Below are 24,468 nucleotides of genomic sequence, written 5' to 3'. Positions count from 1 at the left end.
CAGCCTGCATCAGGGATGGCTATCGGCGCACCACGATGAAGATGCCGGCTACCAGCATCACCCACGCCGGCCAGGCGGTTACGGCGGTCAGGCTGTCGGCGCTGGCCGCCAGAGTCGCGCCGCTGCCGAGCAGTACGGCGCCGATCAGACGCAGCGGCCAGCCGTGGTGGCGCTCGCGCCAGGGCGGCGGTGGGTTGTTCGCGTGCGGGTGCGCCATGCGCTCGAGCAGCTCGCGGGTCATGTTGGCCAGGTGCGGCAGTTGTTCGATCTGCGCGTGCACGTTCTTGATCAGCTGCTTGGGGCTCATGCGCTCGCGCATCCAGCGCTCGAGGTACGGCTGGCCGGTGCTCCAGAGGTCGAGATCCGGGTACAGCTCACGGCCGAGCCCTTCGATGTTGAGCAGGGTCTTCTGCAGCAATACCAGCTGTGGCTGCACTTCCATGTTGAAGCGCCGCGCCACCTGGAACAGGCGCACCAGCAGCTGGCCGAAGGAGATGTCCTTCAGCGGCTTCTCGAAGATCGGCTCGCAGACGGTGCGGATCGCGGCCTCGAATTCGTTGACCTTGGTTTCCGCCGGCACCCAGCCCGAATCGATGTGCAGCTGCGCGACCTTGCGGTAGTCGCGCTTGAAGAAGGCCATCAGGTTGCGCGCCAGATAATCCTGGTCCTCGGGCGTCAGGCTGCCGACGATGCCGAAGTCCACCGCAATGTACTGCGGGCTCCAGGGCTGGTGGGTGCTGACGAAGATGTTGCCGGGGTGCATGTCGGCGTGGAAGAAGCTGTCGCGGAACACCTGGGTGAAGAAAATCTCCACCCCGCGCTCGGCCAGCTGGCGCATGTCGGTGTTCTGTCGTGCCAGCCCAGCCATGTCGGTCACCGGTACGCCGTAGATGCGTTCCATCACCAGCACCTGCGGGCGGCAGTAGTCCCAGTACACCTGCGGCACGTAAAGCAGCGCCGAGCCCTCGAAATTGCGCTTGAGTTGGCTGGCGTTGGCCGCTTCGCGCAGCAGGTCGAGCTCGTCGTAGATGGTCTTGGCGTAGTCGTCGACCACTTCCACCAGGTGCAGGCGGCGCGCGTCGATGGAAATACGCTCGGCGCTGTTGGCCAGCATGAACAGCCAGGCCAGATCCTGGCTGATGATCGGCCGGAGGTTCGGGCGCACCACCTTGACCACCACTTCCTCGCCGGAACGCAGCTTGGCTGCGTGCACCTGCGCCACCGACGCGGAGGCCAGCGGTTTGCTGTCGAAACGGGCGAAGATTTCCCCTACCGGAGCGCCCAGCTGGCGCTCGATGAGTGCCGTGGCGACGGCTGAATCGAAGGGCGGCACGCGGTCCTGCAGCATCGCCAGCTCTTCGGCGATATCCGGCGGCAGCAGATCGCGGCGGGTGGAGAGGATCTGCCCGAACTTGATGAAGATCGGCCCCAGGCCCTCCAGTGCCAGGCGCAGGCGTGCGCCGCGCGACAGCTCGCTGTGGCGTCGCGGAATCCAGCGCCAGGGCAGCAGGTAGCTGGTGGCACGCAACCACCAGGGCATCGGCAGGTCGAGGATGATGTCATCGAGGCGGTAGCGGATCACCACCAGCAGGATGCGAAACAGGCGGCGTGCGGCGGCGAACAGCTTCATTCGGGGCGATCTGGATTCAGGTTGAGGGCGAGGCGCTCGATGCGGGCTTCGAGTCGGTCGAGGGCAAGTTTCATGTCATCCAGCTCGTCGAAACGCGCCTGGGCTTCGGCCTGGCCGACCAGCATCCGCGATTCCTCGCTGAGGTAGTCGGCAAGGTCCTGACGCAGCGAGTCGGCGCTGTCGCGCACCCAGTCCACTGGGCCGCGTAGGCTGGAGCCGAGCAGCTGTGCGCCGACCGGGCCGAGCCAGCGGGAAATTTCGTATTCCCAGTCCAGCTCCAGATCCTGCAGCACCTCAGCGAGGTTCATCAGCAGCCCACTGTCGCCGTCGATCTCGACCTCGGGGCCATGCAGCACGGCGGTCTTGTTGCGGCTGACGGCCAGGCGCAAGAGGCTGCTCGCAGGCGCGCGCAGGCGGCAATCGGCATCCGCGCCCCAGTTGCTGGCTAGGCGCAGGCCTTCGTCGTCGGCAAGGATGAACAGCCGCCAGGCCGGCGCCGTGCAGTCGATTTCGATGATCCGGCCGCTCAGGCGTGCCAGTCGCGGCAATGCCGTGGGGTCCAGGCGCAGGACGCGATTGATGCCACGCTCGGCACCGGCCAGCAGGGCAGCGCGCAACATCAGGGTTTGATGCCGCGGTGCAGGGCGACGATGCCGCCGGTCATGTTGTGATAGCTGACGCGCTCGAAACCGGCGGTCTCCATCATGCCTTTGAGCGTTTCCTGATCCGGATGCATGCGGATCGACTCGGCCAGGTAGCGATAGCTCTCGGCGTCGTTGGTGATCAGCTTGCCCATCATCGGCAGCAGGCTGAACGAGTAGGCGTCGTAGGCCTTGGAAAACAGCTGGTTGGTCGGCTTGGAGAATTCCAGTACCAGCAGGCGGCCGCCCGGCTTGAGCACGCGCAGCATCGACGCGATTGCGTCTTCCTTGTGCGTCACGTTGCGCAGGCCGAAGGCGATGGTGACCACGTCGAAGTGATTGTCCGGGAAGGGCAGCTTCTCGGCATCGGCCTGAACGAACCTGACGTTGCCGGCCACGCCCTTGTCCAGCAGCTTGTCGCGGCCGACCTTGAGCATCGAAGCATTGATGTCGGCCAGCACCACCTCGCCGGTGGGGCCGACGATGCGCGAGAACTGGCGGGTCAGGTCACCGGTGCCGCCGGCGATGTCCAGGATGCGATTGCCGTGGCGGGCGCCGGACAGCTCGATGGTGAAGCGCTTCCACAGGCGATGCACGCCACCGGACATCAGGTCGTTCATCAGGTCGTACTTGGCGGCCACGGAGTGGAACACCTCGGCCACCTTCTGCGCCTTCTGGCTTTCCGGCACGTTCTTGTAGCCGAAATGGGTGGTCGGTTCTGCGTCATGCGCTTTGCGAGGGTCGGTCATGTCACTTTCGCCGGAAAGAATGTGCCCGGCATTCTAAACCTAAATAGGCGGCTGATAAGCGTCGAGCTGGCGGTCGCGGGCAAAAGGGCTAGCGGCGACATGTCGCAGGATGGCGCTGGCGGCGACAGGCCTGTGGGACAGAGGGTTCACTGGCATGATCAGGCGGGGCGGCCAGGCGATCGACGGCGCCGCTTTGCTATAGTGCGCGCCTTTTCGGGCGCAGCCAGGAGTCCTCATGGCCCAGATCATCGTCGAACGTACCCACAATCTTGGCCGCGAGGCCGCACGCGAGAAGGCCGACGAGCTGGCTGCACGCCTAGCTCGCGAGTTCGGTGTGAGCTGTCAGTGGCAGGGCGATGTGCTGGCAGTCAAGCGCAGCGGCGCGGATGGGCGTATCGAAGTCTACGAGGACAGCGTGAAGGTTCTGCTCAACCTCGGCCTGCTGCTCTCGGCCATGGGTAGCAGCATTCAGGGTCAGATCGAGCGGGCGCTGGACAAGGCGCTGACCTGAGAGGCGGCGCAGGACGCTGCGGCCCTGCGCCTGGCCGTCAGAGGCGGAAGCGGCCGATCTGCTGCTGAAGCGCGTTGCCGAGCTGGGCCAGTTCGGTACTGGCGCGTGCCGTTTCGTCGCTGGCGGTAGCGGTCTGCAGGGAAATGTCGCGCACGCTGACCACGCTGCGGTTGATCTCTTCGGCCACCGCGCTCTGCTGTTCGGCCGCCGCTGCGATCTGCTGGTTCATGCTCTGGATGGTCGACACGGTCCGGGCGATGACGCTCAGGGCGTCGCCGGCACGGCGGGTCAGTTCGACCGTGCTGTCGCTCAGCTGCTGGTTGTCGCGCATCAGCTGGCTGGCGCTCTGGGCACTGTTCTGTAGGGTGCCGATCAGTTTCTCGATCTCCTCGGTCGATTGCTGGGTGCGTTGCGCCAGGCCACGCACCTCGTCTGCTACCACGGCGAAGCCACGGCCCGCTTCACCAGCCCGCGCCGCCTCGATGGCGGCATTGAGCGCCAGCAGATTGGTCTGCTCGGCGACTGCCTTGATCACGTCCAGCACGCTGCCGATGGCATTGCTGTCGCGGCGTAAATGCTCCATTGCCTCGCCGGTGTTGGCGACCTGCATCGCCATGCGCTCGATCTGGGCGACAGCGTCCCCAGCTAGCTTCTCGCCCTGTACCGCCTGCTGGTCGGCCTCGGCAGTGGCCTGTGCGGCATCGATCGCGTTGCGCGCCACCTCCTGAACGGTGGCGGCCATCTCGTTTACCGCCGTGGCCACCTGATCGGTCTCCTGGCGCTGATCGTTGACCCCGGCGCTGGTCTGCTCCGTGACCGCGGAGAGCTCCTCGGCAGCCGCCGCGATCTGCGTCGAGCTGTCGCCGATGCTGCCGATCAGCTTGCGCAGACTCTGGCGCATCTCCTGCATCGCGCTTTCCAGCTGTCCCAGTTCGTCGCGTCGCGGCGCGCTGTCCTGACCAGAGAGGTCGCCGTCGGCGATGCGCCGGGCCATGGCCAGGGTGTGGCGCAGCGGCAGAATGATCTGGCGGGCGATGAACCAGGCCGCGAGCAGGCCGAGCAGTGCACTGGCGAGGGCGGTCAGCATGGTCTGGATGCGTGCCTGCTGCGTTTCGCCGAGCATCTTGTTCTGCTGGTTGCGGTACAGGTTGCCGTTAATTTCCAGCAGCCCGCCGATCTCCTTGGCCAGCGCCGTGCGTGCCTGGATGGTTGCGTCCATGCCAACCTTGAAGGTTTCAATCGCCGCTCGGTAGCGTTGCAGGGCGCTGGCCATGCGATCGAGATGACTGTGCTGGTCGGATGGCAGCAGGCCGCGCAGCAGGTCGGCCTGTTGGCGGGAGCGATCAAGGCCGGCGTAGGCGAGCTGCGCAGACTCCTCAGTGTGCTGGAAGATGTAGCCACGCACCAGATAACGGCTCTCCAGCACACGCCGGGTGAGTTCGGCGAGGGCGCGGGCCTGCTGCACGACGAGCGGGTCGTCGGCGGATTGTTCGAGCGCCTGGTAGATCTGTCCTTCCAGTTCACCGAGTGCCTTGAGCGCCTCGCCGGCGCTGCTGACCATAACGCCCCGGCTCTGCTCGCGGCTTTCGCGGGCCTGCTTCAGCTCCTGAAAGCTGCGCTCGATACGCTCGGCGTGCTGCAGCGCGGCGGCGATGTCACGTTGATCGTCAGCGGCAGTCAGGGTGGTGCGGATGTCCTGCAGGTGATAGCGAACTTCGCCGATCTTGCCGGTCACCTGCTGGGCGTGGGCGTCGCTGCCGCTCTGTTCGAACAGCGTGCGCGCGGTATCCACCGCGTAGGCGGCTTCCTGAACCTGCGAAAGGCGTGTCTGCTTCTGGTTGCGCTCCATCAGCCCGTTGAGACTGGTGACGGCGATGGCGGCGACCAGAAGTGTCAGTAGGACCATGAAGCCGAAGCCCAGGCCAAGCTTGCGCGTGACGGCCAGGTCGGTGAAAAAGCGCGAGAACATGTATGAACGCTCCAAAAGTCGAGGCGGGCGCAAGTTGCCGAGGCGCAGTGGCGAGGCGTCTTGTGCCGGGCTGCCGTGGCGGCGGCGTAAGTGTCACTGCACTTAGCGGCCGACTTCGGAGGTTTCTTAAGCAAATGCGCTGCACGCCGGTCGTTTTTTTGACTGCAGGGTCGCGCTATGGCGGTACGGGGCTGACCGTCGGAGCGCAGTTGGCGGGCCGGCAGCGCGGCACCGACCAGTTGCGCAGTCGGTCAGGCGCTGAGAGTTCGGGCAGAAAACGATGGCGAGATGTTGCCGAGCAAGGTCAGAGCATCAGCTTGACCACTGACTCATCCGGATCGCGCGACTTGCCGGCGGCCGCCAGTGCCGCGAGATAGTCCTCCCACAACGTTTGCTGATTCAGCGCCAGGCGCTCCAGGTAATCCCAGGTGAACAGGCCGCTGTCATGGCCGTCGCTGAAGGTCAGCTTCAGCGCGTACTGGCCGGCCGGTTCGATCTGCTCCAGGCCTACGTTCAGCTTGCCGGTCTGCAGCACCGGATTACCGTGGCCCTGCACCTCGGCCGAGGGTGAATGCACGCGCAGGAATTCGGCGGACAGCACATGGCGCTCGTCGCTGCCATATTCCAGCTCCAGGGTTTTCGACGCCTTGTGCAGCTTGATTGCGGTGGGGATGCGCATGCAACGCTCCGGAAGAACCGGCCGTGGCGATTGCCACGGCCGCGACGGTTAGAGGATGTAGCGCGACAGGTCTTCGTCCTGCGCCAGCTCGCCGAGATGCTCGTTGACGTAGGCAGCGTCGATGCGGATCGCCTCGCCGTCCTGCTTGGCGGCGATATCGGCAGCGCTGAAGGAAACCTCCTCCAGCAGGCGCTCGAGCAGCGTGTGCAGGCGACGCGCACCGATGTTCTCGGTCTTTTCGTTGACCTGCCAGGCGATCTCGGCGATGCGTTTGATGCCATCTTCGAGGAATTCGACGTGCAGGCCTTCGGTCTTCAGCAGCTCGCGGTACTGCTCGGTGAGCGCCGCGTGCGGCTCGGTGAGGATGCGCTCGAAGTCTTCCGGTGACAGCGCCTTGAGCTCGACACGGATCGGCAGGCGACCCTGCAGTTCCGGCACCAGGTCGCTGGGCTTGGACAGGTGGAAGGCGCCGGAGGCGATGAAGAGGATATGGTCGGTCTTGACCATGCCGAGTTTTGTGTTGACCGTGCAGCCTTCGATCAGCGGCAGCAGGTCGCGCTGCACGCCCTCGCGGGAGACGTCGGCGCCGCTGGTGTTGCCGCGCTTGGCGACCTTGTCGATCTCGTCGATAAAGACGATGCCGTGCTGCTCGACCGCTTCCAGGGCGCGGGCCTTGAGGTCTTCTTCGTTGACCAGGCGCGCGGCTTCTTCGTCGCGGATCAGCTTGAAGGCTTCCTTGATCTTCAGCTTGCGGCTCTTCTTCTTGCCCTTGCCCATGTTGGCGAAGAGGTTCTGCAGCTGGTTGGTCATCTCCTCCATCCCGGGCGGTGCCATGATTTCCACGCCGGCCGGGCTTTCGGCGACCTCGATGTCGATTTCCTTGTCATCCAGCTGGCCTTCGCGCAGGCGCTTGCGGAACAGCTGGCGGGTGTTGGAATCGCTCGGCTGCATTGGCTCCTCGGAGAAGCCCACCGGACGTGCCGGCGGCAGCAGGGCGTCGAGAATGCGTTCCTCGGCGGCGTCCTCGGCGCGGTGGCGCATCTTGTGCACCTCCTGTTCGCGCAGCATTTTCAAGGCTGCATCGGCCAGGTCGCGGATGATCGACTCGACGTCGCGGCCGACATAGCCGACCTCGGTGAACTTGGTCGCTTCCACTTTCAGGAATGGCGCATTGGCCAGCTTGGCCAGGCGGCGGGCGATCTCGGTCTTGCCGACACCGGTCGGGCCGATCATCAGGATGTTCTTCGGGGTGACTTCCTGGCGCAGCTCGGCCGGCAGCTGCATGCGCCGCCAGCGGTTGCGCAGGGCGATGGCCACGGCGCGCTTGGCGTCGTCCTGGCCGATGATGTGGCGGTTGAGTTCGTGGACGATCTCGCGGGGCGTCATGGACATTGTTTCGTTACTCCGGAAGGCTGGACGGGGTGCAAACAGGCGGCTTGAAAAACCCAGGCGAGGCAACGCAGCTGGTTTTTCATCGGCCTGTCAGATCGCGCTGTCCAGCTCCTCTATGGTCAGATTCTGGTTGGTGAACACGCAGATGCTGCCGGCGATGTTCAGCGCCGTCTCGGCGATTTCCTGGGCCGACATATCGGCGCCGGCCTTGAGTAGCAGGGCCTTGGCCGCGGCCTGGGCGAAGCCGCCGCCGGAGCCCATGGCGATCAGGTCGTCCTCGGGCTGCACCACGTCGCCATTGCCGGTGATGATCAGCGAGGCGTCCTTGTTGGCCACCGCCAGCATGGCTTCCAGGCGACTCAGGGAGCGGTCGGTACGCCAGTCCTTGGCCAGCTCGACGGCGGCGCGGACCAGGTGACCCTGATGTTTCTCCAGCTGCCCTTCGAAGCGTTCGAAGAGGGTGAAGGCGTCGGCGGTGGCGCCGGCGAAGCCCGCCAGAACCTGGCCGTGATAGAGGCGGCGGACCTTCTTGGCGTTGCCTTTCATGACGGTGTTGCCCAGGGAAACCTGGCCGTCGCCGCCCATGACGACTTTGCCGTTGCGGCGTACTGAAACGATGGTGGTCAAAGGAAAATCTCCACACTGCGGGGCGATGAATGCCCGAATGCGGTTGATATGGGGGACTGCTGCCGGCTTTTCAACGGCTGTCGGCGAGGTTCATCGACAGCCGTGGTTCTGCACGAGGCGCTAGGCCGGCCCAGGTTGTTCGCTGCGCTGCGGGCGACTGGGCTGGCGCGGTACGTCGCCGGCAACCGACGCGGCGATCAGCTTGCGCAGGCGCACCGGAATCGACTTGGCCGCCGGCACCTTGCTGCGTTCGGCATGGTGCCAGACCGGCAGCAGGGCATTGCATTCCGGGTAGTAACCGGCGCAGCAGCCTTCGGGGATATCGTACGGCGTGACCCGCAACGGGCTGACCGCGCGGTGCACGCCATCGTCGACCACGGTGATCGCCTCGATGCGGTCGCCTTCGGCCAGGCCGAGGCGGACGATGTCGTTGCGGTTCATCAGGATCACCGCGCGAGTGCCATGGATGCCGCGGAAGCGGTCGTCGTAGCCGTAGACGGTGGTGTTGAACTGGTCGTTGCTGCGCAGCGTCATCATCTGCAGCACGTCGTGCTGCTCGTGGCCGTCATCTTCGGTGTCGGGGTCGGCAACCAGCGATGGCGGGTTGATGAAGTTGGCCTTGCCGGACTCGGTATCCCAGCGTCGCTCGCTGGCGCCAAGCGGGCGATGAAAGCCGCCGGGCTCCATCATGCGCACGTTGAAGTCGTGGAAGATCTCCGGGTAGCTCTCGGCAATGGCGTCGCGTATCAGGCTGTAGTCCGCGACCCAGGCGTCCCAGTCCAGCATCGGGTTGGGTGTCAGTGTGGCCTTGGCCAGCCGCGCGATGATTGCCGGCTCCGACAGCAGCAGTTCGCCAGCGGGTTCTGCGGCGCCGCGCCAGGCGCGGATGCAGCCGGTGCTGTCCTCGGTGGTGTGACGCTGCTCGCCGGTGGCCTGACGGTCGATCTCGGTGCGCCCCAGGCAGGGCAGGATGTAGGACACCTCGCCGGTGATCAGGTGGTTGCGATTGAGCTTGGTCGACACCTGGACCGACAGCCGCAGCCTGCGCCAGGCCGGCTCCATCTGCAGGGTGTCGGGAATGGCGCGGACGAAGTTGCCGCCCAGGCCGATGAAACCGCGGATGCTGCCGTCGAGAATGCCCTCGCAAGCCTCCACGGTGTTCACGCCGTCATCGCTTGGCGGCTCGAAGCCGAACTGCCGGCGCAGGTTGTCCGCCGGCACCTTTGCCGCCTTTTCGGTGATGCCGACGGTGCGCTGGCCCTGCACGTTGGAGTGGCCGCGCACCGGCAGGATGCCTGCGCCTTCCTTGCCGATGTTGCCGCGCAACAGCAGCAGGTTGACCAGCATCTGGATGGTCTGCACGCCGTAGCGGTGCTGGGTCAGGCCCATGCCATAAGGGGCGATCACCCGTTCGCAGCGCGCATAGACGGTCGCTGCCGCTTCCAGCGCGGCGCGGCTGAGCCCCGAACGGCGTTCCAGCTGCGCCCAGCTGTAGCTGCGGATGCGCTGTTCGAAATCCTCGAAGCCATGGGTGTGCTGCTCGATGAAGTCCACGTCGAGCACGCGCTTGCGACCCTCGGCGACGGCCTGGTCGTCCATTTCGAACAGCGCCTTGCACATGCCGGCGATGGCGGCCATGTCGCCGCCGATGGCGAGCTGGTGATACTGGGTGCTGATCACCGTGCTGTCCGGTGTGAGCATTTCGCGCGGCGACTGTGGATTGACGAAGCGCTCCAGACCGCGCTCGCGCAGCGGGTTGAAGGTGACAATCTGCGCGCCGCGCTCACGGGCTTCCTGTAGCTGATGCAGCATCCGCGGGCTGGAGGTGCCGGTGTTGTGGCCGAAGAAGAACAGCCCGTCGGTGTGCTCGAAATCGTTCAGGGTGACGGTCGCCACCGGCACGCCGATGCTCTCCGGCAGCGCCACCGAGGTGCTCTCGTGGCACATGTTGGAGCTGTCCGGCAGGTTGTTGGTGCCGTACAGCCGCGCCAGCAGGCCATACATGTAGGCCGTTTCCAGCGCCGCGCGCCCGGACATGTAGAACACCACCTGATCGGGATCGGCCATGGCCTTGAGCTCGGCACCGATCTCGGCGAAGGCTTCATCCCAGCTGACCGGCTGATAGTGATCGCTGGCGGCGTCGTAGCGCAGCGGATGGGTCAGCCGGCCCTGCTGCTCGAGATCGTAGTCGCTCCAGTTGAGCAGCTCGCTGACGCTGTGCCTGGCAAAGAATTCCGGGCCGCAGCGCAGCGACGTAGTTTCCCACGCAGTCGCCTTGGCGCCGTTCTCGCAGAAGGACAGTGGTCGTGACGGATGCGGCTTGGCCCAGGCGCAACTGACACAGGCGAAACCGTCGATAGGTTTGTTCTGCTTGAGCAGCAGACCGATACCGGCCGGCGAAACGCGCTCACGCAGCAGGATGTTGGCGACGGAGTAGGCTGATCCCCAGCCGCCCGCGGGCGCGTGGTAGGGCCTGAACTTGGTCTGGGACACGTCGTTTCTCCTGCTGCCAAGGGAGCTTGTCTGTTTACGACGGGGACCGCGGCGGATCGTTCAGGACCCTTTGTCACAAGGTTGTACCGCTCACTCCATGGCGAAGCCGTGCTGGCGCCAGGCCTCGTACACCGCGACGGCCACGGTGTTGGACAGGTTCAGGCTGCGGCTGTCGGGGCGCATCGGCAGGCGCAGGCGTTGCTCGTTGGGCAGTGCGTCGCGGATCTCCGGCGGCAGGCCGCGGCTCTCCGGGCCGAACAGCAAGGCGTCGCCGCGCCGATAGCTGACTTCGTGAAAGGGCTGCGAACCCTTTGTGGTGAATGCGAAAAGCCGCGGGCCGTCCGCGTTTGCGGCGTCGATGCCGATCCGCGCCAGGCAGCTCGGCAGGTCGGCGTGGCGCTCCAGCGTGGCGTACTCGTGGTAGTCGAGGCCGGCGCGGCGCAGGCGCTTGTCGTCCAGCTCGTAACCCAGCGGCTCGATCAGGTGCAGGTGACAGCCGGTATTGGCGCAGAGCCTGATAATGTTGCCGGTATTGGGCGGAATTTCCGGTTGGAACAGGATCACGTGAAACATGCGCAGCACCGAGGTTGAAGACCGGCGGCATTCTACCGGGGCGCAGGACCCGATGCGCCGCATACGCCGGACCTTTTTCGGTTCGCTGGTGCTGATCGGGCTGCTGGTGGGGCTGATGATCGGCCGGCTCACCGCGCCCGGGCCGGTGCAACTGGAACTGGTGGAGGTGCAGCCGCAAGGCCTTTCGTTGCAGTTCGACCGCGAACCCGAGGTATATGACGAGCATCTAGAAGGGGCGTTCGCCCTGCTGTTCCAGGCCGAAGGCGAGCCGCAATCCGGACAACTGCAGATCGACGGCATGCCAGTGGCCTGGCGCGTGCAGCAGACCGGGAAAGGCCTGTTGCTGCATCTGGTGGCGGCGCGGCGACTGCAGGGGCAATGGCACGGCGAACGCCACGATGGTGGCTGGCGTATCGCCGTGCAGGTGGCGGCCGACAAGCAGCCATGATCCAGGTGACGCCCTTGGCAGGGCGCTAAAAACGATGAACCCCGCCAAGTGCGGGGTTCGTCGTTACGCTCGGTGTGGTGTCAGCCGCGCTCAGCTGTCGTCGCCGTCATCGTCATCGCTGCCATCGACGCGCATGCCCAGCTCCTTGATCTTGCGCGTCAGGGTGTTGCGTCCCCAGCCGAGCAGCAGCGCGGCGTCGCGGCGGCGACCGGCGGTGTGCTTGAGCGCCGTCTCGATCATGATGCGTTCGAAGGCTGGCACCGCCTCGTCGAGCAGGTTGCTCTGGCCGCGCGTCAGGGCCTGATCAGACCAGTTGCGCAGCGCCTGTTCCCAGTTGTGCGCCGGCTGTGCCTCGGCCTGCTGGTTGAGCAGCTCCGGCGGCAGGTCGTCGACATGCACTTCACGGCCGGATGCCATCACCGTGATCCAGCGGCAGGTGTTCTCCAGCTGGCGCACGTTGCCCGGCCAGGGCAGGTGCTGCAGGTATTCCTTGGTTTCCGGCTTGAGCACCTTGGTTTCCACCGAGAGCTCCTGCGCGGCGCTGGCGAGGAAGTGCTCGGCGAGTGCCGGGATGTCCTCGCGGCGATCGGACAGGCGCGGGATGTGGATGCGGATGACGTTCAGGCGGTGGAACAGGTCCTCACGGAACTTGCCGGCCTGCACCAGGGTTTCCAGGTCCTGATGCGTCGCGGCGATGATGCGCACATCGACCCGCACCGGCGTGTGGCCGCCGACCCGGTAGAATTCGCCATCGGCCAGCACGCGCAGCAGGCGGGTCTGCGTATCGGCCGGCATGTCGCCGATCTCGTCGAGAAACAGGGTGCCGCCGTCGGCCTGCTCGAAGCGGCCGCGGCGCTGATTGGCCGCACCGGTGAAGGCGCCTTTCTCGTGGCCGAACAGCTCCGACTCCATCAGATCCTTGGGGATAGCCGCCATGTTCAGCGCGATGAATGGCGACGCCGAGCGCGGGCTGTGGCGGTGCAGGGCATGGGCCACCAGCTCCTTGCCGGTGCCGGACTCGCCGTTGATCAGCACGGTGATGTTGGAATGGCTGAGCCGGCCGATGGCGCGGAACACCTCCTGCATCGCCGGCGCTTCGCCGATGATCTCCGGGGTGTGGTGGCGGTTGGCCGGTTCCTGCTGGTTCTGCTGCTCCTGGGCGTGCTGATTGGCTCGCTTGACCAGCGAGACGGCGTCGTCGACGTCGAACGGCTTGGGCAGGTATTCGAAGGCGCCGCCCTGGTAGGAGGCCACCGCGCTGTCCAGATCCGAATGCGCGGTCATGATGATCACCGGCAGGCGCGGGTACTGCTCGCGGATCTGCGAGAGCATGTCCAGACCGCTGAGGCCGGGCATGCGGATGTCGGAGATGATCACATCCGGCTGCTGGCGGGCGAGGCGGGCCAGCACACCGTCGGCGCTGTCGAAGCTCTGCGTGGCCATGCCTTCCTGTTGCAGGGCCTTTTCCAGGACCCAGCGGATGGAGCGGTCGTCGTCGACGATCCAGACGTTTTCGCTTCGGCTCATGCTGATGTGGCTCCTTGTTCCAGCGGTAGGAAGATCGAGAACACGGTGTGGCCAGGATGGCTCTCGCATTCGATCAGACCCTGGTGCTGACTGATGATGTTCTGGGTGATGGCAAGGCCCAGGCCGGTTCCGTCCGGGCGGCCGCTGACCATCGGGTAGAAGAGCGTGTTCTGCAGTTCGGCGGGAATCCCCGGGCCGTTGTCGATGATCTCGATGCGTGTCACCAGGCGATGACGAATATGGCCGATGGTGAACTGCCGCAGTGTGCGGGTGCGCAGGGTGAGACGGCCGAGGCCCAGCTCGTTCTGCCCGGCCAGTGCCTGCATGGCGTTGCGCATGATATTGAGCACGGCCTGGATCATCTGTTCGCGGTCCATCAGGACTTCGGGAATGCTTGGGTCGTAATCGCGCACCAAAATGATGCTTCCCTGGCATTCCGCCTCGATCAGGCTGGCGACATGTTCGAGCACTTCGTGAATGTTGGTCATCGACAGCGACGGCAGCTTGTTAGAGCCGAGCATGCGATCGACCAGATTACGCAGGCGGTCGGCCTCCTCGATGATGACTTCGGTGTAGTCCTTCAGGTGTTCTTCGGGCAGCTCGCGGGCCAGCAGTTGTGCCGCACCGCGAATGCCGCCCAGCGGATTCTTGATCTCGTGGGCCAGGCCGCGCACCAGCATCTTGGTGGTTTCCTGCTTGGACAGCTGGGCCTCTTCCTTGGTGATGCGCAGCAGGCGGTCGCGCGGCAGCACTTCCAGCAACAGCATGGTTTCCTGCCGGGTCAGTACCGGGGTCACCGCATAGTCCACGGTCAGTGTCTGGCCGGTGGCGGAGGTCAGGGTGGCTTCGCGCTTGGTGAACGGATGGGCTTCTTCAACCGCCTGGCGCAGAGCCGCCAGGGCTTCCGGCGACTCGGTGAACAGCTCGCTGATGAACTGTCCGTGGCTGCGTTGGCCGCTGACGGCCAGCAGCATTTCGGCAGCCGGGTTCATGTACTCCAGGCGCAGGCGCGAGTTGAGCAACAGCGTCGCGGTAGTCAGATTCTCGATCAGCAGGCGTTGCAGGGCTTCGTTGATCATGGCGGGTCTGCGTCCGGAAGTTCAGGCAGGAAATGCAAGAACCAAACCAAACGCGCCATTGCGGCGCGGATCGGCGTGATGCTGCAGCCCTACGGGCTGTCCGGTGACCCAAATTGGTGACGAGCGATCCGCTCACCTGATGGGCGCACCAAACAGGTGCACCCCATGATCATAGAAAGGGCACGAAGGGAATGTCGCGTTTTTCCACCGGCTTGTCCTTTAGCGGGCATTCCGGGCGAACGCCGTAATCGGCCTTCTGGCAAGGATTGACCATGCGCCGCTGGGCCAGCGAGGTGCGGATCAGGTGAAAGGGTTGATTCGCGGTGCGTTGCAGCACGCGCTCCTGTTCATCCACGACAGCCACCGCCAGCTGATGGGTGCCACGATCGACGTTACTCAAGGCGAAGGAAGTCTGTTCGCCGGGTGTGCCGAACGGCTGGTCATCGAGCAGTACCTGATAGGCATGGCCGGGGTGCAGCGTCGGTTCGGCCTGCAGCGTGACGCTGACATTGCCGGCATTGTTGCGGATCGCTTCGTCCGCCGTCGGGCTGAGGATGTGCAACTGATAGATGATGCTCGCGGCTTTCGGTGCTGCCGGCTCCGTAGGGCGTGCGGCCGGCATCGGCGGCGCAGGCATGCTGTTGGACCGCTTGAGGCGTATTTCTTCGGTCGCCTCGCCGGCCGGGCGATCGGTGAAGACCCGATTGCCCTCGGCGTCGACATAGGAGTAGACGCCGGCGAGGCAGGGCAGGGCGGCCGCCAGCAGTGCGACGGCCAGGGTCTGCCGCAGGATGATCAAGGAGCAGGCCTCGGAGGCTTCGGACGCAATGCCGGGCTGGAGGTATTCACCCGTTGCACGGTGAACAGCTCCGGCTGGCTGCGCTGGATGACCTTCTCGCCGCTCAGCACCTCGACGTGCAGGCGATGCTCGCCACGCTCGACATTGTTCAGTTGCAGCGAGGTTGCGGCACTGGCGGCAGCCTGGGGAATGCCGTCCAGCACGAAGCGCAAGCTGTGGCCGGATCGTAGTGGCGGCTCCAGCAGCGCGCTGACGACGAAGGTGCCGTTGTTGGCGCGCAGGGCTTCTTCATCGGGAATCCCGCTCAGCATCAGTGTCTGGTAAGGGGCCGACTGCGTCTGCTGGCTGTCCGGCAGCGGTGGCGGCGGTTCGGGCGTGCGGATATTTACCGTATTGGCTGGCGGCAGGTCGACGGTATCGGCCTGGACACCCTCCGGTGGCTGATTGGTGAACACCGTATTGCCTTGTGCATCGGTGTACTTGTAGATCTCGGCGAAGGCCGGAAGGCTGAGAATGAACAGCAGGCTGAACAGTGCGCTACGCATGGGAGGCTCCGCGGAGTTGGACTGCCGAAGCCTTGCACTGCGCCGAGTTGCAGGCAAGTGCGATCGGTGGGATTTGCGAGGCGTGACAAGCTGCACGAATCGCCGCCGGACTGCAGAAACGAAGAAGGCCACCCGAGGGTGGCCTTCCTGTCACGCGAGCTGGATCAGACGCTGTAGTACAGGTCGTATTCCAGCGGGTGCACGAAGGTGCGCACCTTGATCTCTTCCTCGGACTTCAGCTCGATGTACGCATCGATGAACTCGTCGGAGAACACGCCGCCCTTGGTCAGGAACGCGCGGCCCTTGTCCAGCTCTTCCAGGGCTTCCTTCAGGCTGCCGCAGACCTGCGGGATCAGCTTGCCTTCTTCCGGCGGCAGATCGTACAGGTTCTTGTCGGCGGCATCGCCAGGGTGGATCTTGTTCTGGATGCCGTCCAGACCAGCCATCAGCAGTGCAGCGAAGCACAGGTAGGGGTTGGCAGCCGGGTCCGGGAAGCGCGCTTCGATACGACGGGCTTTCGGGCTGGAAACGTACGGAATACGGATCGAGGCGGAACGGTTGCGGGCCGAGTAGGCCAGCATGACCGGCGCTTCGAAGCCCGGGACCAGACGCTTGTAGGAGTTGGTCGACGGGTTGGTGAAGCCGTTCAGTGCCTTGCCGTGCTTGATGATGCCGCCGATGAAGTACAGGGCGGTCTCGGACAGACCGGCATAGCCTTCGCCAGCGAAGGTGTTCTTGCCATCCTTGGAGATGGACATGTGTACGTGCATACCCGAGCCGTTGTCGCCGTACAGCGGCTTCGGCATGAAGGTCGCGGTCTTGCCGTAGGCGTCGGCGACGTTGTGTACGCAGTACTTCAGGGTCTGAACTTCGTCAGCCTTGGCCACCAGGGTGTTGAACTTCACGCCGATTTCGTTCTGACCGGCAGTGGCCACTTCGTGGTGGTGCACTTCGACGACCAGGCCCATCTCTTCCATGGCGTTGCACATGGCGGTACGGATTTCGTGGTCGTGGTCGCACGGCGGAACCGGGAAGTAACCGCCCTTGACGGCCGGGCGGTGGCCCTTGTTGCCGCCTTCGACGTCCTGGTCGGTCATCCAGGAGCCCTGCTCGGAGTAGATCTTGAACATCGAGCCGGAGATGTCCGACTTGAACTTGACTTGGTCGAAGATGAAGAACTCCGGCTCCGGGCCGACGAATACGGTGTCACCGATGCCGGTGCCTTTCAGGAACTCTTCGGCGCGCTTGGCGATGGAGCGCGGATCGCGATCGTAGCCCTGCATGGTGCTCGGCTCGACGATGTCGCAGACCAGGATCAGGGTCGGCTCTTCGGTGAACGGATCCAGCACGGCGGTTTCGTCGACCGGCATCAGGATCATGTCGGAGGCTTCGATGCCTTTCCAGCCATGGATGGAGGAGCCGTCGAACATCTTGCCGTGCTCGAAGAAGTCTTCATCCTGGGCATCACGAGCCGGAACGGTGACGTGGTGCTGCTTGCCTTTGGTATCGGTGAAGCGCAGATCAATCCACTTCACATCGTAATCTTTGATCAGTTGAAGCGACTTCGACATGGTGTTCTCCAAGTGGTGGAAGCGTGACAGTGAGCTTCCGAATCAGGGTGAAGCCGGGCGGCGATGTTCCGCCAAGGCGACCTGCCTCACAAGGGAGCAAATTGCATGCCAGTGCTCTTTCTTGGGACTGCAGGCCGCTGGCAGCGCTGCGGCAGCGTTTGCGCGTCTCAAAGCGTAGCTGCTGCACTGAATTGATGCGCGGTATTGGTGCGGCTCGCCGGTGATGTGCATTCTTTTGGTGCGTTCTGCTGCGTTTGAAGAAAGCGGTTAAATGTTGAGCAGTTTCCGCTATACTCCGCGCCCCTCTTTTCCTGCCACGTCGGCGCCGCGCTGTTTCCATGAAGCTGATCGTCAAGGTTTTCCCCGAAATCACCATCAAGAGCCCGCCGGTGCGCAAGGGCTTCATTCGTCAATTGGCGAAGAACATCCGCACCGTGCTGCGCGAGCTCGATCCCGACCTGCGGGTCGAGGGCGTGTGGGACAACATCGAGGTGGAAACCGTGCGCAGCGAGCCGAAGCTGCTGCGCGAGATGATCGAGCGCCTGCGCTGCACGCCCGGCATCGCCCATTGCCTGGAAGTGCACGAGTACCCGCTGGGCGATCTCGACGACATCGTCGCCAGATGCAAGGTGCACTACGCCGAGCGCCTGCCGGGCAAGATCTTCGCCGTGCGCTGCAAGCGTGCCGGCAAGCATCCGTTCAGCTCCATGGACGTCGAGCGCCACGTTGGCAGCCAGCTGCGCCAGCAGTGCGGCGCCGCCGGCATTTCGCTGAAAACACCGGAAGTCGAAGTGCGCATGGAGATCCGCGACCAGCGCCTGTTCGTCGTGCACGAGCAGCATGACGGCATCGGCGGCTACCCGCTGGGTGCGCTGGAGCAGACCCTGGTATTGATGTCTGGTGGTTTCGATTCCACCGTCGCCGCCTATCAGATGATGCGCCGCGGGCTGATGACGCATTTCTGCTTCTTCAATCTCGGCGGCCGTGCCCACGAGCTGGGCGTAATGGAAGTTGCCCACTACTTGTGGAAGAAATACGGCAGCTCGCACCGCGTGCTGTTCATCAGCGTGCCGTTCGAGGAGGTGGTCGGCGAGATCCTGCAGAAGGTCGACAACAGCCAGATGGGCGTCGTCCTCAAGCGCATGATGCTGCGCGTCTCGACGCAGATCGCCGAGCGCCTGCACATCGACGCGCTGGTCACCGGCGAGGCGATCTCGCAGGTCTCCAGCCAGACCCTGCCGAACCTCTCGGTAATCGACTCGGCCACCGACATGCTGGTGCTGCGCCCGCTGATCGCCAGCCACAAGCAGGACATCATCGACACCGCCTTCGAGATCGGCACCGCCGAGTTTGCCAAGAACATGCCCGAGTACTGCGGCGTGATCTCGGTGAACCCGACCACCAAGGCCAAGCGCTATCGTATAGAGCACGAAGAAAAGCAGTTCGACATGGCTATCTTGGAGCGTGCGCTGGCGAATGCCCGCCAGGTCGCCATCGATCGCGTGATCGACGAGCTGGGTCAGGATTTGCAGGTGGAAGAAGTCGTCGAGCCGAGCGCTGGCCAGGTCATCCTCGACATTCGTCACCCCGACAGCGCCGAGGACGAACCGCTCGAGCTGCCGGGCATCGAAGTTCAGACGCTGCCGTTCTACGCACTGAACAACCGATTCAAGGAGCTGGATGAAAACCGCCAGTACCTGCTGTATTGCGACAAAGGTGTCATGAGCCGCCTGCATGCTCACCATCTGCTGAGCGAGGGGCATGTCAATGTACGCGTCTATCGTCCGGCCTGACTCATCGGTGAAACAGCCGGGGCTGCTTGGCGGCAGCATCCGCCACCGCCCTCCCGACCGGCACTGATCGCAAGGCCAGGCCGTACAACCCTCGGACAGACTGTCTTCGTCCGGACTACTTCCAGCTTCCAGCCTCAGCTCGAAGCTATCTACAGAGAAAAGAATCAGTGATCGAGAATCTACGCAACATCGCCATCATCGCCCACGTTGACCATGGCAAGACCACCCTCGTCGACAAGCTGCTGCGTCTGTCCGGCACCCTGGATCGCAAGGAGCTGGAAAACGAGCGCGTGATGGACTCCAACGACCAGGAAAAGGAACGCGGCATCACCATCCTGGCCAAGAACACTGCGCTGAAGTGGAAGGACTACAGCATCAATATCGTCGACACCCCCGGCCACGCCGACTTCGGCGGTGAAGTCGAGCGCGTGATGTCGATGGTCGACTCCGTGCTGCTGGTGGTCGACGCTCAGGACGGCCCCATGCCGCAGACCCGCTTCGTGACCCAGAAGGCGTTCAAGGCCGGCCTGCGTCCGATCGTCGTGGTCAACAAGATCGACCGTCCGGGCGCGCGTCCGGACTGGGTAATCGACCAGATCTTCGACCTGTTCGACAACCTCGGCGCCACCGACGAGCAGCTGGACTTCCCGATCGTCTACGCCAGTGCTCTGAACGGCATTGCCGGTATGGACCACGAGAAGATGGATGACGACATGGATGCCCTGTTCCAGGCCATCGTCGACCACGTGCCGGCGCCAGTCGTCGACGCAAGCGGCCCGTTCCAGATGCAGATTTCCCAGCTGGACTACAACAGCTTCCTCGGCGTGATCGGCATCGGCCGCATCGCCCGCGGCACCATCAAGGCCAACACGCCGGTCACCGCCATCGGCGCCGACGGCAAGAAGCGCAACGGTCGTATCCTCAAGATCATGGGCCACTCCGGCCTGCAGCGCGTTGAAGTGCAGGAAGCCGAAGCGGGCGACATCGTCTGCGTATCCGGTATGGACGAGCTCTACATCTCCGACACCCTGTGCGACCAGAACAATGTCGAAGCGCTGCCGCCGCTGACCGTCGACCAGCCGACCGTGAGCATGACCTTCCAGGTCAACGACTCGCCGTTCGCCGGCAAGGAAGGCAAGTTCGTCACCAGCCGCAACATCAAGGACCGTCTGGAGAAGGAGCTGCTGCACAACGTCGCCCTGCGCGTCGAGCCGGGCGACAGCCCTGAGAAGTTCAAGGTTTCCGGTCGTGGCGAGCTGCACCTTTCGGTACTGATCGAAACCATGCGTCGTGAAGGTTTCGAGCTGGCCGTAGGCCGCCCGGAAGTGGTGATCATCGAGAACGAGGCCGGCGACAAGCAGGAGCCGTACGAGAACGTCACCATCGACATCGAGGAGCAGCACCAGGGTCCGGTGATGGAGCAGATGGGTCTGCGCAAGGGCGACCTGAGCAACATGGTTCCGGATGGCAAGGGCCGTGTACGCCTGGAATACACCATCCCGGCGCGCGGCCTGATCGGCTTCCGTAACAACTTCCTGACCATGACCTCGGGTAGCGGCATCCTGACCTCGACCTTCAGTCACTACGGCCCGATCAAGGCCGGCGAAGTGACCAACCGCCAGAACGGCGTGCTGGTCTCGATGGCTACCGGTACCGCACTGACCTACTCGCTGGAAACCCTGCAGGCGCGCGGCAAGCTGTTCCTGGCGCCGGGCGACGAGATCTACGAAGGCCAGCTGTGCGGCATCAACAGCCGTGACAACGACCTGGTGCTCAACCCCACCAAGGGCAAGAAGCTCGACAACATGCGCGCTTCCGGCAAGGACGAAGTCATCGCCCTGGTTCCGCCGATCAAGTTCACCCTCGAGCAGGCGCTGGAATTCATCGCCGACGACGAGCTGGTGGAAGTGACGCCGAAGTCGATCCGCCTGCGTAAGAAGTACCTCAACGAGAACGACCGCAAGCGCTTCGAGCGCAGCAAGGTCTGACACCGTTGCGAGACCACAGAAAGGCGCCTTCGGGCGCCTTTTTGCTGTCTGGCGATTGCCGGGCCCGGTGCTCCGGCGTGGTGATCGGGACAGTTGTCACAGTGGCCGGTGGGCGATTTCAGAAAAATTGTACAAGACCTCTGCAAGCTGCGTACTAGGGCCTGCGATATTTCACTGCGAGCACTGGAGCGCTCTTATTCCGCCGCTTTCGGGCGGCAGTTCGTCGATAAAACTTGTACAAGTAATGTCACGGTGACATTATGTTGTACAAGTTTTGCCCCGCTCCGAGTATCGCTCGGGGCATCAACGACTGACTGAATGGCTGCCTCGCAGTCTGGCTAGAGGAGTGTTCGATGAACAAGCAGATGTCGGTATCCATGCGCCTGGGCCTGGGATTTCTGGTAATCCTGGCGCTGATGGTGACGGTCGCCGTGGTCAGTGCGCTCAAAGTCGACGTCATCGACCGGAGCATGAGCCAGATCAGCTCGCAGGCCGGCCTCAAGCAACGCTATGCGATCAACTTCCGCGGCAGCGTGCATGATCGTGCGATTGCCGTGCGGGACGCCGTCAGTGCGGCCGATCCGGCGTTTGCCCGTGAGCAGGTGGCGGAGATCGAGCGGCTGGCGCAGCTGTACACCGATTCGGCGCAGCCGATGAAGACGATGCTTGCGCAACCCTCCGCCGATGCCGTGGAAAAGCAGCTGATGCTGCAGATCGAGGCCATCGAGGCGAAGACCAACGCGCTGACCCAGCAGGTGGTCGAACTGCGCTTCAGCGAGGGCTCGGAGCGCGCCTACGAATTCCTCCTGGAAAACGTCGCCGGGGCCTATACCGAGTGGCTGCGGCTGATCAACGCGTTCATTGATCACCAGGAATCGAGCATCAATCAGGACGTGACCGTGGTCCGCGAAACCGCCAGCGGCTTCCTCGCGCTGATCGTCGCGGTGACCGGCGTAGCGGTTCTGCTGGGTGTGGCCATCGCCGTGGTGATCATCCGCAAGCTGCGTTCGACCCTCGGTGCCGAACCCGACGAGGTGGCGCGCGTGATCGGCAACCTGGCCAATGGCGATCTGGGTCAGCTGATCGTCACGCCATACCCGGACAGCGTCATGGGTGCGACGGCGAAGATGGCCAGCCGCCTCACCGCGATCATCGCCGAGGTGCGCGCGGCCGCCGATGGCGTCGGCGTCGCCTCGGGTGAATTGCGTACCTCATCGGCGAACAGCAATCAGCAGATCCAGCACCAGTCGGCCGAGGCTGAGCAGGTCGCCACGGCGATCAACCAGATGGCCACGACGGTGAACGAGGTGGCGAGCTTCGCCGCCCGTGCCGCGGCTGCGGCGAAGAGCGCCGACGAGCAGGTCGAGACCGGTACGCGGATCGTCGGCGAGACGGCCATCTCCATCCATAACCTGGCCAAGGTGCTGGAGAGCGCGACCGAAACCGTCAGCCAGGTCTCGGCGCAAAGCGGCGACATCGAGAAGATCCTGCAGGTCATCACCGCTATCGCCGAGCAGACCAACCTGCTCGCGCTCAACGCCGCCATCGAGGCGGCGCGTGCCGGCGAGCATGGCCGTGGTTTCGCAGTGGTAGCCGACGAGGTGCGCTCGCTGGCTAACCGCACGCAGCTGTCGTCCAGCGAGATCAGCGAGATGATCGCCTCGCTGCAGGCCGGCGCTGGCAGGGCGGTGGAGGTAATGCAGTCGAGCAAGCTGCTGGCGCAGCAGACCGTCGAGCAGACGCTGCAGGCGGAAAATGCGCTGACCAAGATTCGTCAGGAAGTGGGCTCGATCAACGAGATGAACGCGCAGATCGCGACGGCTTCCGAGGAGCAGAGCGCGGTGGCGGAAGAGGTCAACCAGAGCGTCACGCGCATCCACGACTCGACTGTCGCCAGTTCCGCTGCATCGAATCAGGTGGCGTCCTCCAGCCAGGACCTGACCATGCTGGCCGAGGAGCTGAATCGGCGGGTCAACTACTTCCGCGGTTGACGCAGCCCGTTCGCCGAACAAAAAAAGCCCCGACCGCAAGGCCGGGGCTTTTTCATTCCAGGGTCACCGTCGCTCAGGTAAAGAACAGCGGTACCACCACGCTGGAGATCAGCAGGATCAGCGCGCCGCCCAGGCGCGAGGAGATCTGTGCGAAGGGCATCAGCGACATGCGGCGCGCGGCGGACAATACCGCGACATCGCCGGTGCCGCCCATGTTGGCCATGCACAGCCCGGCGGTGATCGCCGATTCGATCGGGTAGAAGCCCACCAGCTTGCCCACCAGGCCCGCGCCGAAGGCGGCACCGGCGACCACGGCGAAAACGATCAGCACATAGGTCAGCGAGATGGCGTCGATCACCTGGCCGAGGTCGGTGAAGGCCACGCCGATGCCGAACAGCAGGGCGAAGGTCCAGTTGCGCGCGACGAAGCGGAACCACTGGGAGGCGGCGTCGTTGATCGACTCGGGCACCAGGTTGCTCACCTTGAGCAGCGCGACCAGCACGATCATCAGGGCGTAGGGATGCAGCGGCACGAACTCGCCGAGAATCTGCCCGGCGACGAAGAAGCTCAGCGCCGCGACCAGACCGACGCCCAGCGCCGGCAGGGTGATAGGCCCTTCCTTCTCGTTGACGTCCACGCCGGGCATCATCTGGCCGTTGCCGGTCAGCGATGGATAGCGGTTGCCGAGGCCATTGAGCAGCCCGGCGATGATGATCGCGAAGACGTTGCCCAGCGCCAGGGCCGGTACCAGGATCGAGATGTAGTAGCTGGCCGGCTGGCCGAGCAGCTGCTCGTAGATCTGGCTCATCGGTACCGCGCCGGCGCCCATGCCGCCACCCATGATTGGCATGGCGATGACCACCACCGCATCCTGCGGCGAGAAACCCAGCAGCGCGCCCACTGCCATGGCGAACAGCGCGGCGAACAGCACCGAGCAGAGCAGCGGCAACGCGTAGCGCGAGCCGACCTTGACCAGCACCTTGGCGTCCATGCCGAGGATGCTGCCGGTGATCAGCGCGGCGATATAGAAGTCGAGAAAACCGCCGCCCTTCATGAAGCTGGCGACGTCATCGGCCACGGCTGCCGGCAGCCAGCCGAAATAGACCATCGCCGCGGCGCCGAACAGCGCCAGGATCGCGCCGCCGCCGAGGTAGGTCTTGATGATCGGTAGCCGGTCACCGGCGAAGCCAAGCAGCTCGCCGAGCAGCATCATCACCAGCAGCGCGCCGATCATGCCGCTGGGCAGCGTGTCGGTAGCGATGGCGGCGGCCATGACGAGCAAGGCGATGGCGAACAGAGGCAACGGCAGGTTGAAGATGCGTTGGGACAGCAGGGGAATGTTCGGGCTGCCTTCAGGCACGGCAGCGCTCAGCGTGGTCCGATTCATTGTTGTACTCCTTCGAACGTGGCGGCCAGGCGGCGCACGTACGGGTGATGTTTGCGAATGCGCGGTCGGACAACCA

20 protein-coding genes are annotated in these 24,468 nt (G+C 64.3%); 5 read left to right on the top strand and 15 right to left on the bottom strand.

The window, feature by feature from the left end; translation table 11 throughout:
* Positions 1 to 19: 19 nt before the first annotated feature.
* Genes ubiB through ubiE form a run of 3 tightly spaced genes read right to left on the bottom strand, consistent with a single transcriptional unit; the run spans position 20 to position 3,020 of the window.
* Positions 20 to 1,630, bottom strand: a complete 1,611-nt coding sequence (ubiB, locus tag LLJ08_RS18925; RefSeq protein ID WP_044315788.1) for a ubiquinone biosynthesis regulatory protein kinase UbiB — start codon at positions 1,628 to 1,630, stop codon at positions 20 to 22.
* Positions 1,627 to 2,250, bottom strand: coding sequence for a ubiquinone biosynthesis accessory factor UbiJ (locus LLJ08_RS18920; protein ID WP_228207680.1), 624 nt, complete (start codon positions 2,248 to 2,250; stop codon positions 1,627 to 1,629). The genes ubiB and LLJ08_RS18920 overlap by 4 nt, the downstream gene beginning before the upstream one ends.
* Complete coding sequence (gene ubiE, locus LLJ08_RS18915; RefSeq protein ID WP_014821916.1) at positions 2,250 to 3,020, bottom strand: bifunctional demethylmenaquinone methyltransferase/2-methoxy-6-polyprenyl-1,4-benzoquinol methylase UbiE; 771 nt, start codon at positions 3,018 to 3,020, stop codon at positions 2,250 to 2,252. Before ubiE ends, LLJ08_RS18920 begins: the two co-directional genes overlap by 1 nt.
* A gap of 235 nt (positions 3,021 to 3,255) precedes the next feature.
* Between ubiE and LLJ08_RS18910 the strand changes: the two genes are divergently transcribed.
* Entirely contained in the window at positions 3,256 to 3,531 is a 276-nt protein-coding gene (locus LLJ08_RS18910; RefSeq protein WP_228207679.1) for a polyhydroxyalkanoic acid system family protein, read from the top strand.
* A gap of 37 nt (positions 3,532 to 3,568) precedes the next feature.
* Here the strand turns inward: LLJ08_RS18910 and LLJ08_RS18905 are convergent, their stop codons facing one another.
* The 6 genes from LLJ08_RS18905 to LLJ08_RS18880 all read right to left on the bottom strand — a co-directional run bounded on the left by LLJ08_RS18905 (position 3,569) and on the right by LLJ08_RS18880 (position 11,264).
* Entirely contained in the window at positions 3,569 to 5,500 is a 1,932-nt protein-coding gene (locus tag LLJ08_RS18905) for a methyl-accepting chemotaxis protein (RefSeq protein WP_228207678.1), read from the bottom strand.
* 304 nt (positions 5,501 to 5,804) lie between these two features.
* On the bottom strand, positions 5,805 to 6,179 hold the full coding sequence (locus tag LLJ08_RS18900) for a gamma-butyrobetaine hydroxylase family protein (protein ID WP_228207677.1): 375 nt from the start codon (positions 6,177 to 6,179) through the stop codon (positions 5,805 to 5,807).
* Positions 6,180 to 6,227: 48 nt separating this feature from the next.
* Positions 6,228 to 7,571 carry an ATP-dependent protease ATPase subunit HslU gene (hslU, locus tag LLJ08_RS18895; RefSeq protein ID WP_014821913.1) on the bottom strand — a complete coding sequence of 448 codons (1,344 nt, stop codon included), beginning with the start codon at positions 7,569 to 7,571 and terminating at the stop codon, positions 6,228 to 6,230.
* A gap of 90 nt (positions 7,572 to 7,661) precedes the next feature.
* Positions 7,662 to 8,198 (bottom strand): ATP-dependent protease subunit HslV, encoded by a 537-nt coding sequence (gene hslV, locus LLJ08_RS18890; RefSeq protein WP_014821912.1) that lies wholly within the window; start codon positions 8,196 to 8,198, stop codon positions 7,662 to 7,664.
* A gap of 120 nt (positions 8,199 to 8,318) precedes the next feature.
* The gene (locus LLJ08_RS18885) at positions 8,319 to 10,691 is read right to left on the bottom strand and encodes an FdhF/YdeP family oxidoreductase (protein ID WP_228207676.1); all 2,373 of its coding nucleotides are present in this window, start codon (positions 10,689 to 10,691) and stop codon (positions 8,319 to 8,321) included.
* A 90-nt stretch (positions 10,692 to 10,781) separates the two neighbouring features.
* Positions 10,782 to 11,264, bottom strand: a complete 483-nt coding sequence (locus tag LLJ08_RS18880) for a tRNA (cytidine(34)-2'-O)-methyltransferase (protein WP_023447088.1) — start codon at positions 11,262 to 11,264, stop codon at positions 10,782 to 10,784.
* On the opposite strand from LLJ08_RS18880, the gene LLJ08_RS18875 reads away from it, so the two are divergent.
* The gene (locus tag LLJ08_RS18875; RefSeq protein ID WP_041015280.1) at positions 11,263 to 11,712 is read left to right on the top strand and encodes a hypothetical protein; all 450 of its coding nucleotides are present in this window, start codon (positions 11,263 to 11,265) and stop codon (positions 11,710 to 11,712) included. The genes LLJ08_RS18880 and LLJ08_RS18875 overlap by 2 nt on opposite strands.
* A gap of 90 nt (positions 11,713 to 11,802) precedes the next feature.
* Here LLJ08_RS18875 and ntrC read toward each other — a convergent pair whose 3' ends face one another.
* The 5 genes from ntrC to glnA form a co-directional block, all read right to left on the bottom strand.
* A complete protein-coding gene (gene ntrC / locus LLJ08_RS18870; RefSeq protein ID WP_228207675.1) occupies positions 11,803 to 13,239 on the bottom strand; it encodes a nitrogen regulation protein NR(I) in 1,437 nt (478 codons plus the stop codon).
* Positions 13,236 to 14,318: a nitrogen regulation protein NR(II) gene (gene glnL, locus LLJ08_RS18865; RefSeq protein WP_014821907.1), complete on the bottom strand. Its 1,083-nt coding sequence runs from the start codon at positions 14,316 to 14,318 to the stop codon at positions 13,236 to 13,238. Before glnL ends, ntrC begins: the two co-directional genes overlap by 4 nt.
* A 169-nt stretch (positions 14,319 to 14,487) precedes the next feature.
* Positions 14,488 to 15,117 carry a DUF4124 domain-containing protein gene (locus LLJ08_RS18860; RefSeq protein WP_228207674.1) on the bottom strand — a complete coding sequence of 210 codons (630 nt, stop codon included), beginning with the start codon at positions 15,115 to 15,117 and terminating at the stop codon, positions 14,488 to 14,490.
* Entirely contained in the window at positions 15,114 to 15,662 is a 549-nt protein-coding gene (locus LLJ08_RS18855) for a DUF4124 domain-containing protein (RefSeq protein ID WP_102832985.1), read from the bottom strand. Before LLJ08_RS18855 ends, LLJ08_RS18860 begins: the two co-directional genes overlap by 4 nt.
* A gap of 164 nt (positions 15,663 to 15,826) precedes the next feature.
* The gene (gene glnA / locus LLJ08_RS18850; protein ID WP_014821904.1) at positions 15,827 to 17,233 is read right to left on the bottom strand and encodes a glutamate--ammonia ligase; all 1,407 of its coding nucleotides are present in this window, start codon (positions 17,231 to 17,233) and stop codon (positions 15,827 to 15,829) included.
* A 338-nt stretch (positions 17,234 to 17,571) separates the two neighbouring features.
* Between glnA and thiI the strand changes: the two genes are divergently transcribed.
* From thiI to LLJ08_RS18835, 3 genes are all read left to right on the top strand, one after another.
* Positions 17,572 to 19,026 (top strand): tRNA uracil 4-sulfurtransferase ThiI, encoded by a 1,455-nt coding sequence (gene thiI, locus LLJ08_RS18845; RefSeq protein ID WP_228207673.1) that lies wholly within the window; start codon positions 17,572 to 17,574, stop codon positions 19,024 to 19,026.
* A 167-nt stretch (positions 19,027 to 19,193) separates the two neighbouring features.
* Positions 19,194 to 21,014, top strand: a complete 1,821-nt coding sequence (gene typA / locus LLJ08_RS18840) for a translational GTPase TypA (protein ID WP_023447093.1) — start codon at positions 19,194 to 19,196, stop codon at positions 21,012 to 21,014.
* Positions 21,015 to 21,367: 353 nt separating this feature from the next.
* Entirely contained in the window at positions 21,368 to 23,005 is a 1,638-nt protein-coding gene (locus LLJ08_RS18835) for a methyl-accepting chemotaxis protein (RefSeq protein WP_228207672.1), read from the top strand.
* A gap of 73 nt (positions 23,006 to 23,078) precedes the next feature.
* Here LLJ08_RS18835 and LLJ08_RS18830 read toward each other — a convergent pair whose 3' ends face one another.
* A complete protein-coding gene (locus tag LLJ08_RS18830) occupies positions 23,079 to 24,392 on the bottom strand; it encodes a 2-hydroxycarboxylate transporter family protein (protein ID WP_014821899.1) in 1,314 nt (437 codons plus the stop codon).
* Positions 24,393 to 24,468 lie beyond the last annotated feature (76 nt).

The sequence above is a fragment of the Stutzerimonas chloritidismutans genome (genome assembly GCF_020783375.1).
GTDB classification, from domain to species: Bacteria; Pseudomonadota; Gammaproteobacteria; order Pseudomonadales; family Pseudomonadaceae; genus Stutzerimonas; species Stutzerimonas kunmingensis.
Note: the sequence above shows the minus strand (reverse complement) of the source record. Positions and strands in the feature narration are given on the sequence as shown.

Bases quoted from the DNA above. Each gene is read 5' to 3' on its own strand.
- ubiB (WP_044315788.1), bottom strand. From the start codon at position 1,630: ATGAAGCTGTTCGCCGCCGCACGCCGCCTGTTTCGCATCCTGCTGGTG.
- LLJ08_RS18920 (WP_228207680.1), bottom strand. From the start codon at position 2,250: ATGTTGCGCGCTGCCCTGCTGGCCGGTGCCGAGCGTGGCATCAATCGC.
- ubiE (WP_014821916.1), bottom strand. From the start codon at position 3,020: ATGACCGACCCTCGCAAAGCGCATGACGCAGAACCGACCACCCATTTC.
- LLJ08_RS18910 (WP_228207679.1), top strand. From the start codon at position 3,256: ATGGCCCAGATCATCGTCGAACGTACCCACAATCTTGGCCGCGAGGCC.
- LLJ08_RS18905 (WP_228207678.1), bottom strand. From the start codon at position 5,500: ATGTTCTCGCGCTTTTTCACCGACCTGGCCGTCACGCGCAAGCTTGGC.
- LLJ08_RS18900 (WP_228207677.1), bottom strand. From the start codon at position 6,179: ATGCGCATCCCCACCGCAATCAAGCTGCACAAGGCGTCGAAAACCCTG.
- hslU (WP_014821913.1), bottom strand. From the start codon at position 7,571: ATGTCCATGACGCCCCGCGAGATCGTCCACGAACTCAACCGCCACATC.
- LLJ08_RS18875 (WP_041015280.1), top strand. From the start codon at position 11,263: ATGCGCAGCACCGAGGTTGAAGACCGGCGGCATTCTACCGGGGCGCAG.
- LLJ08_RS18880 (WP_023447088.1), bottom strand. From the start codon at position 11,264: ATGTTTCACGTGATCCTGTTCCAACCGGAAATTCCGCCCAATACCGGC.
- ntrC (WP_228207675.1), bottom strand. From the start codon at position 13,239: ATGAGCCGAAGCGAAAACGTCTGGATCGTCGACGACGACCGCTCCATC.
- glnL (WP_014821907.1), bottom strand. From the start codon at position 14,318: ATGATCAACGAAGCCCTGCAACGCCTGCTGATCGAGAATCTGACTACC.
- LLJ08_RS18855 (WP_102832985.1), bottom strand. From the start codon at position 15,662: ATGCGTAGCGCACTGTTCAGCCTGCTGTTCATTCTCAGCCTTCCGGCC.
- glnA (WP_014821904.1), bottom strand. From the start codon at position 17,233: ATGTCGAAGTCGCTTCAACTGATCAAAGATTACGATGTGAAGTGGATT.
- thiI (WP_228207673.1), top strand. From the start codon at position 17,572: ATGAAGCTGATCGTCAAGGTTTTCCCCGAAATCACCATCAAGAGCCCG.
- LLJ08_RS18835 (WP_228207672.1), top strand. From the start codon at position 21,368: ATGAACAAGCAGATGTCGGTATCCATGCGCCTGGGCCTGGGATTTCTG.
- LLJ08_RS18830 (WP_014821899.1), bottom strand. From the start codon at position 24,392: ATGAATCGGACCACGCTGAGCGCTGCCGTGCCTGAAGGCAGCCCGAAC.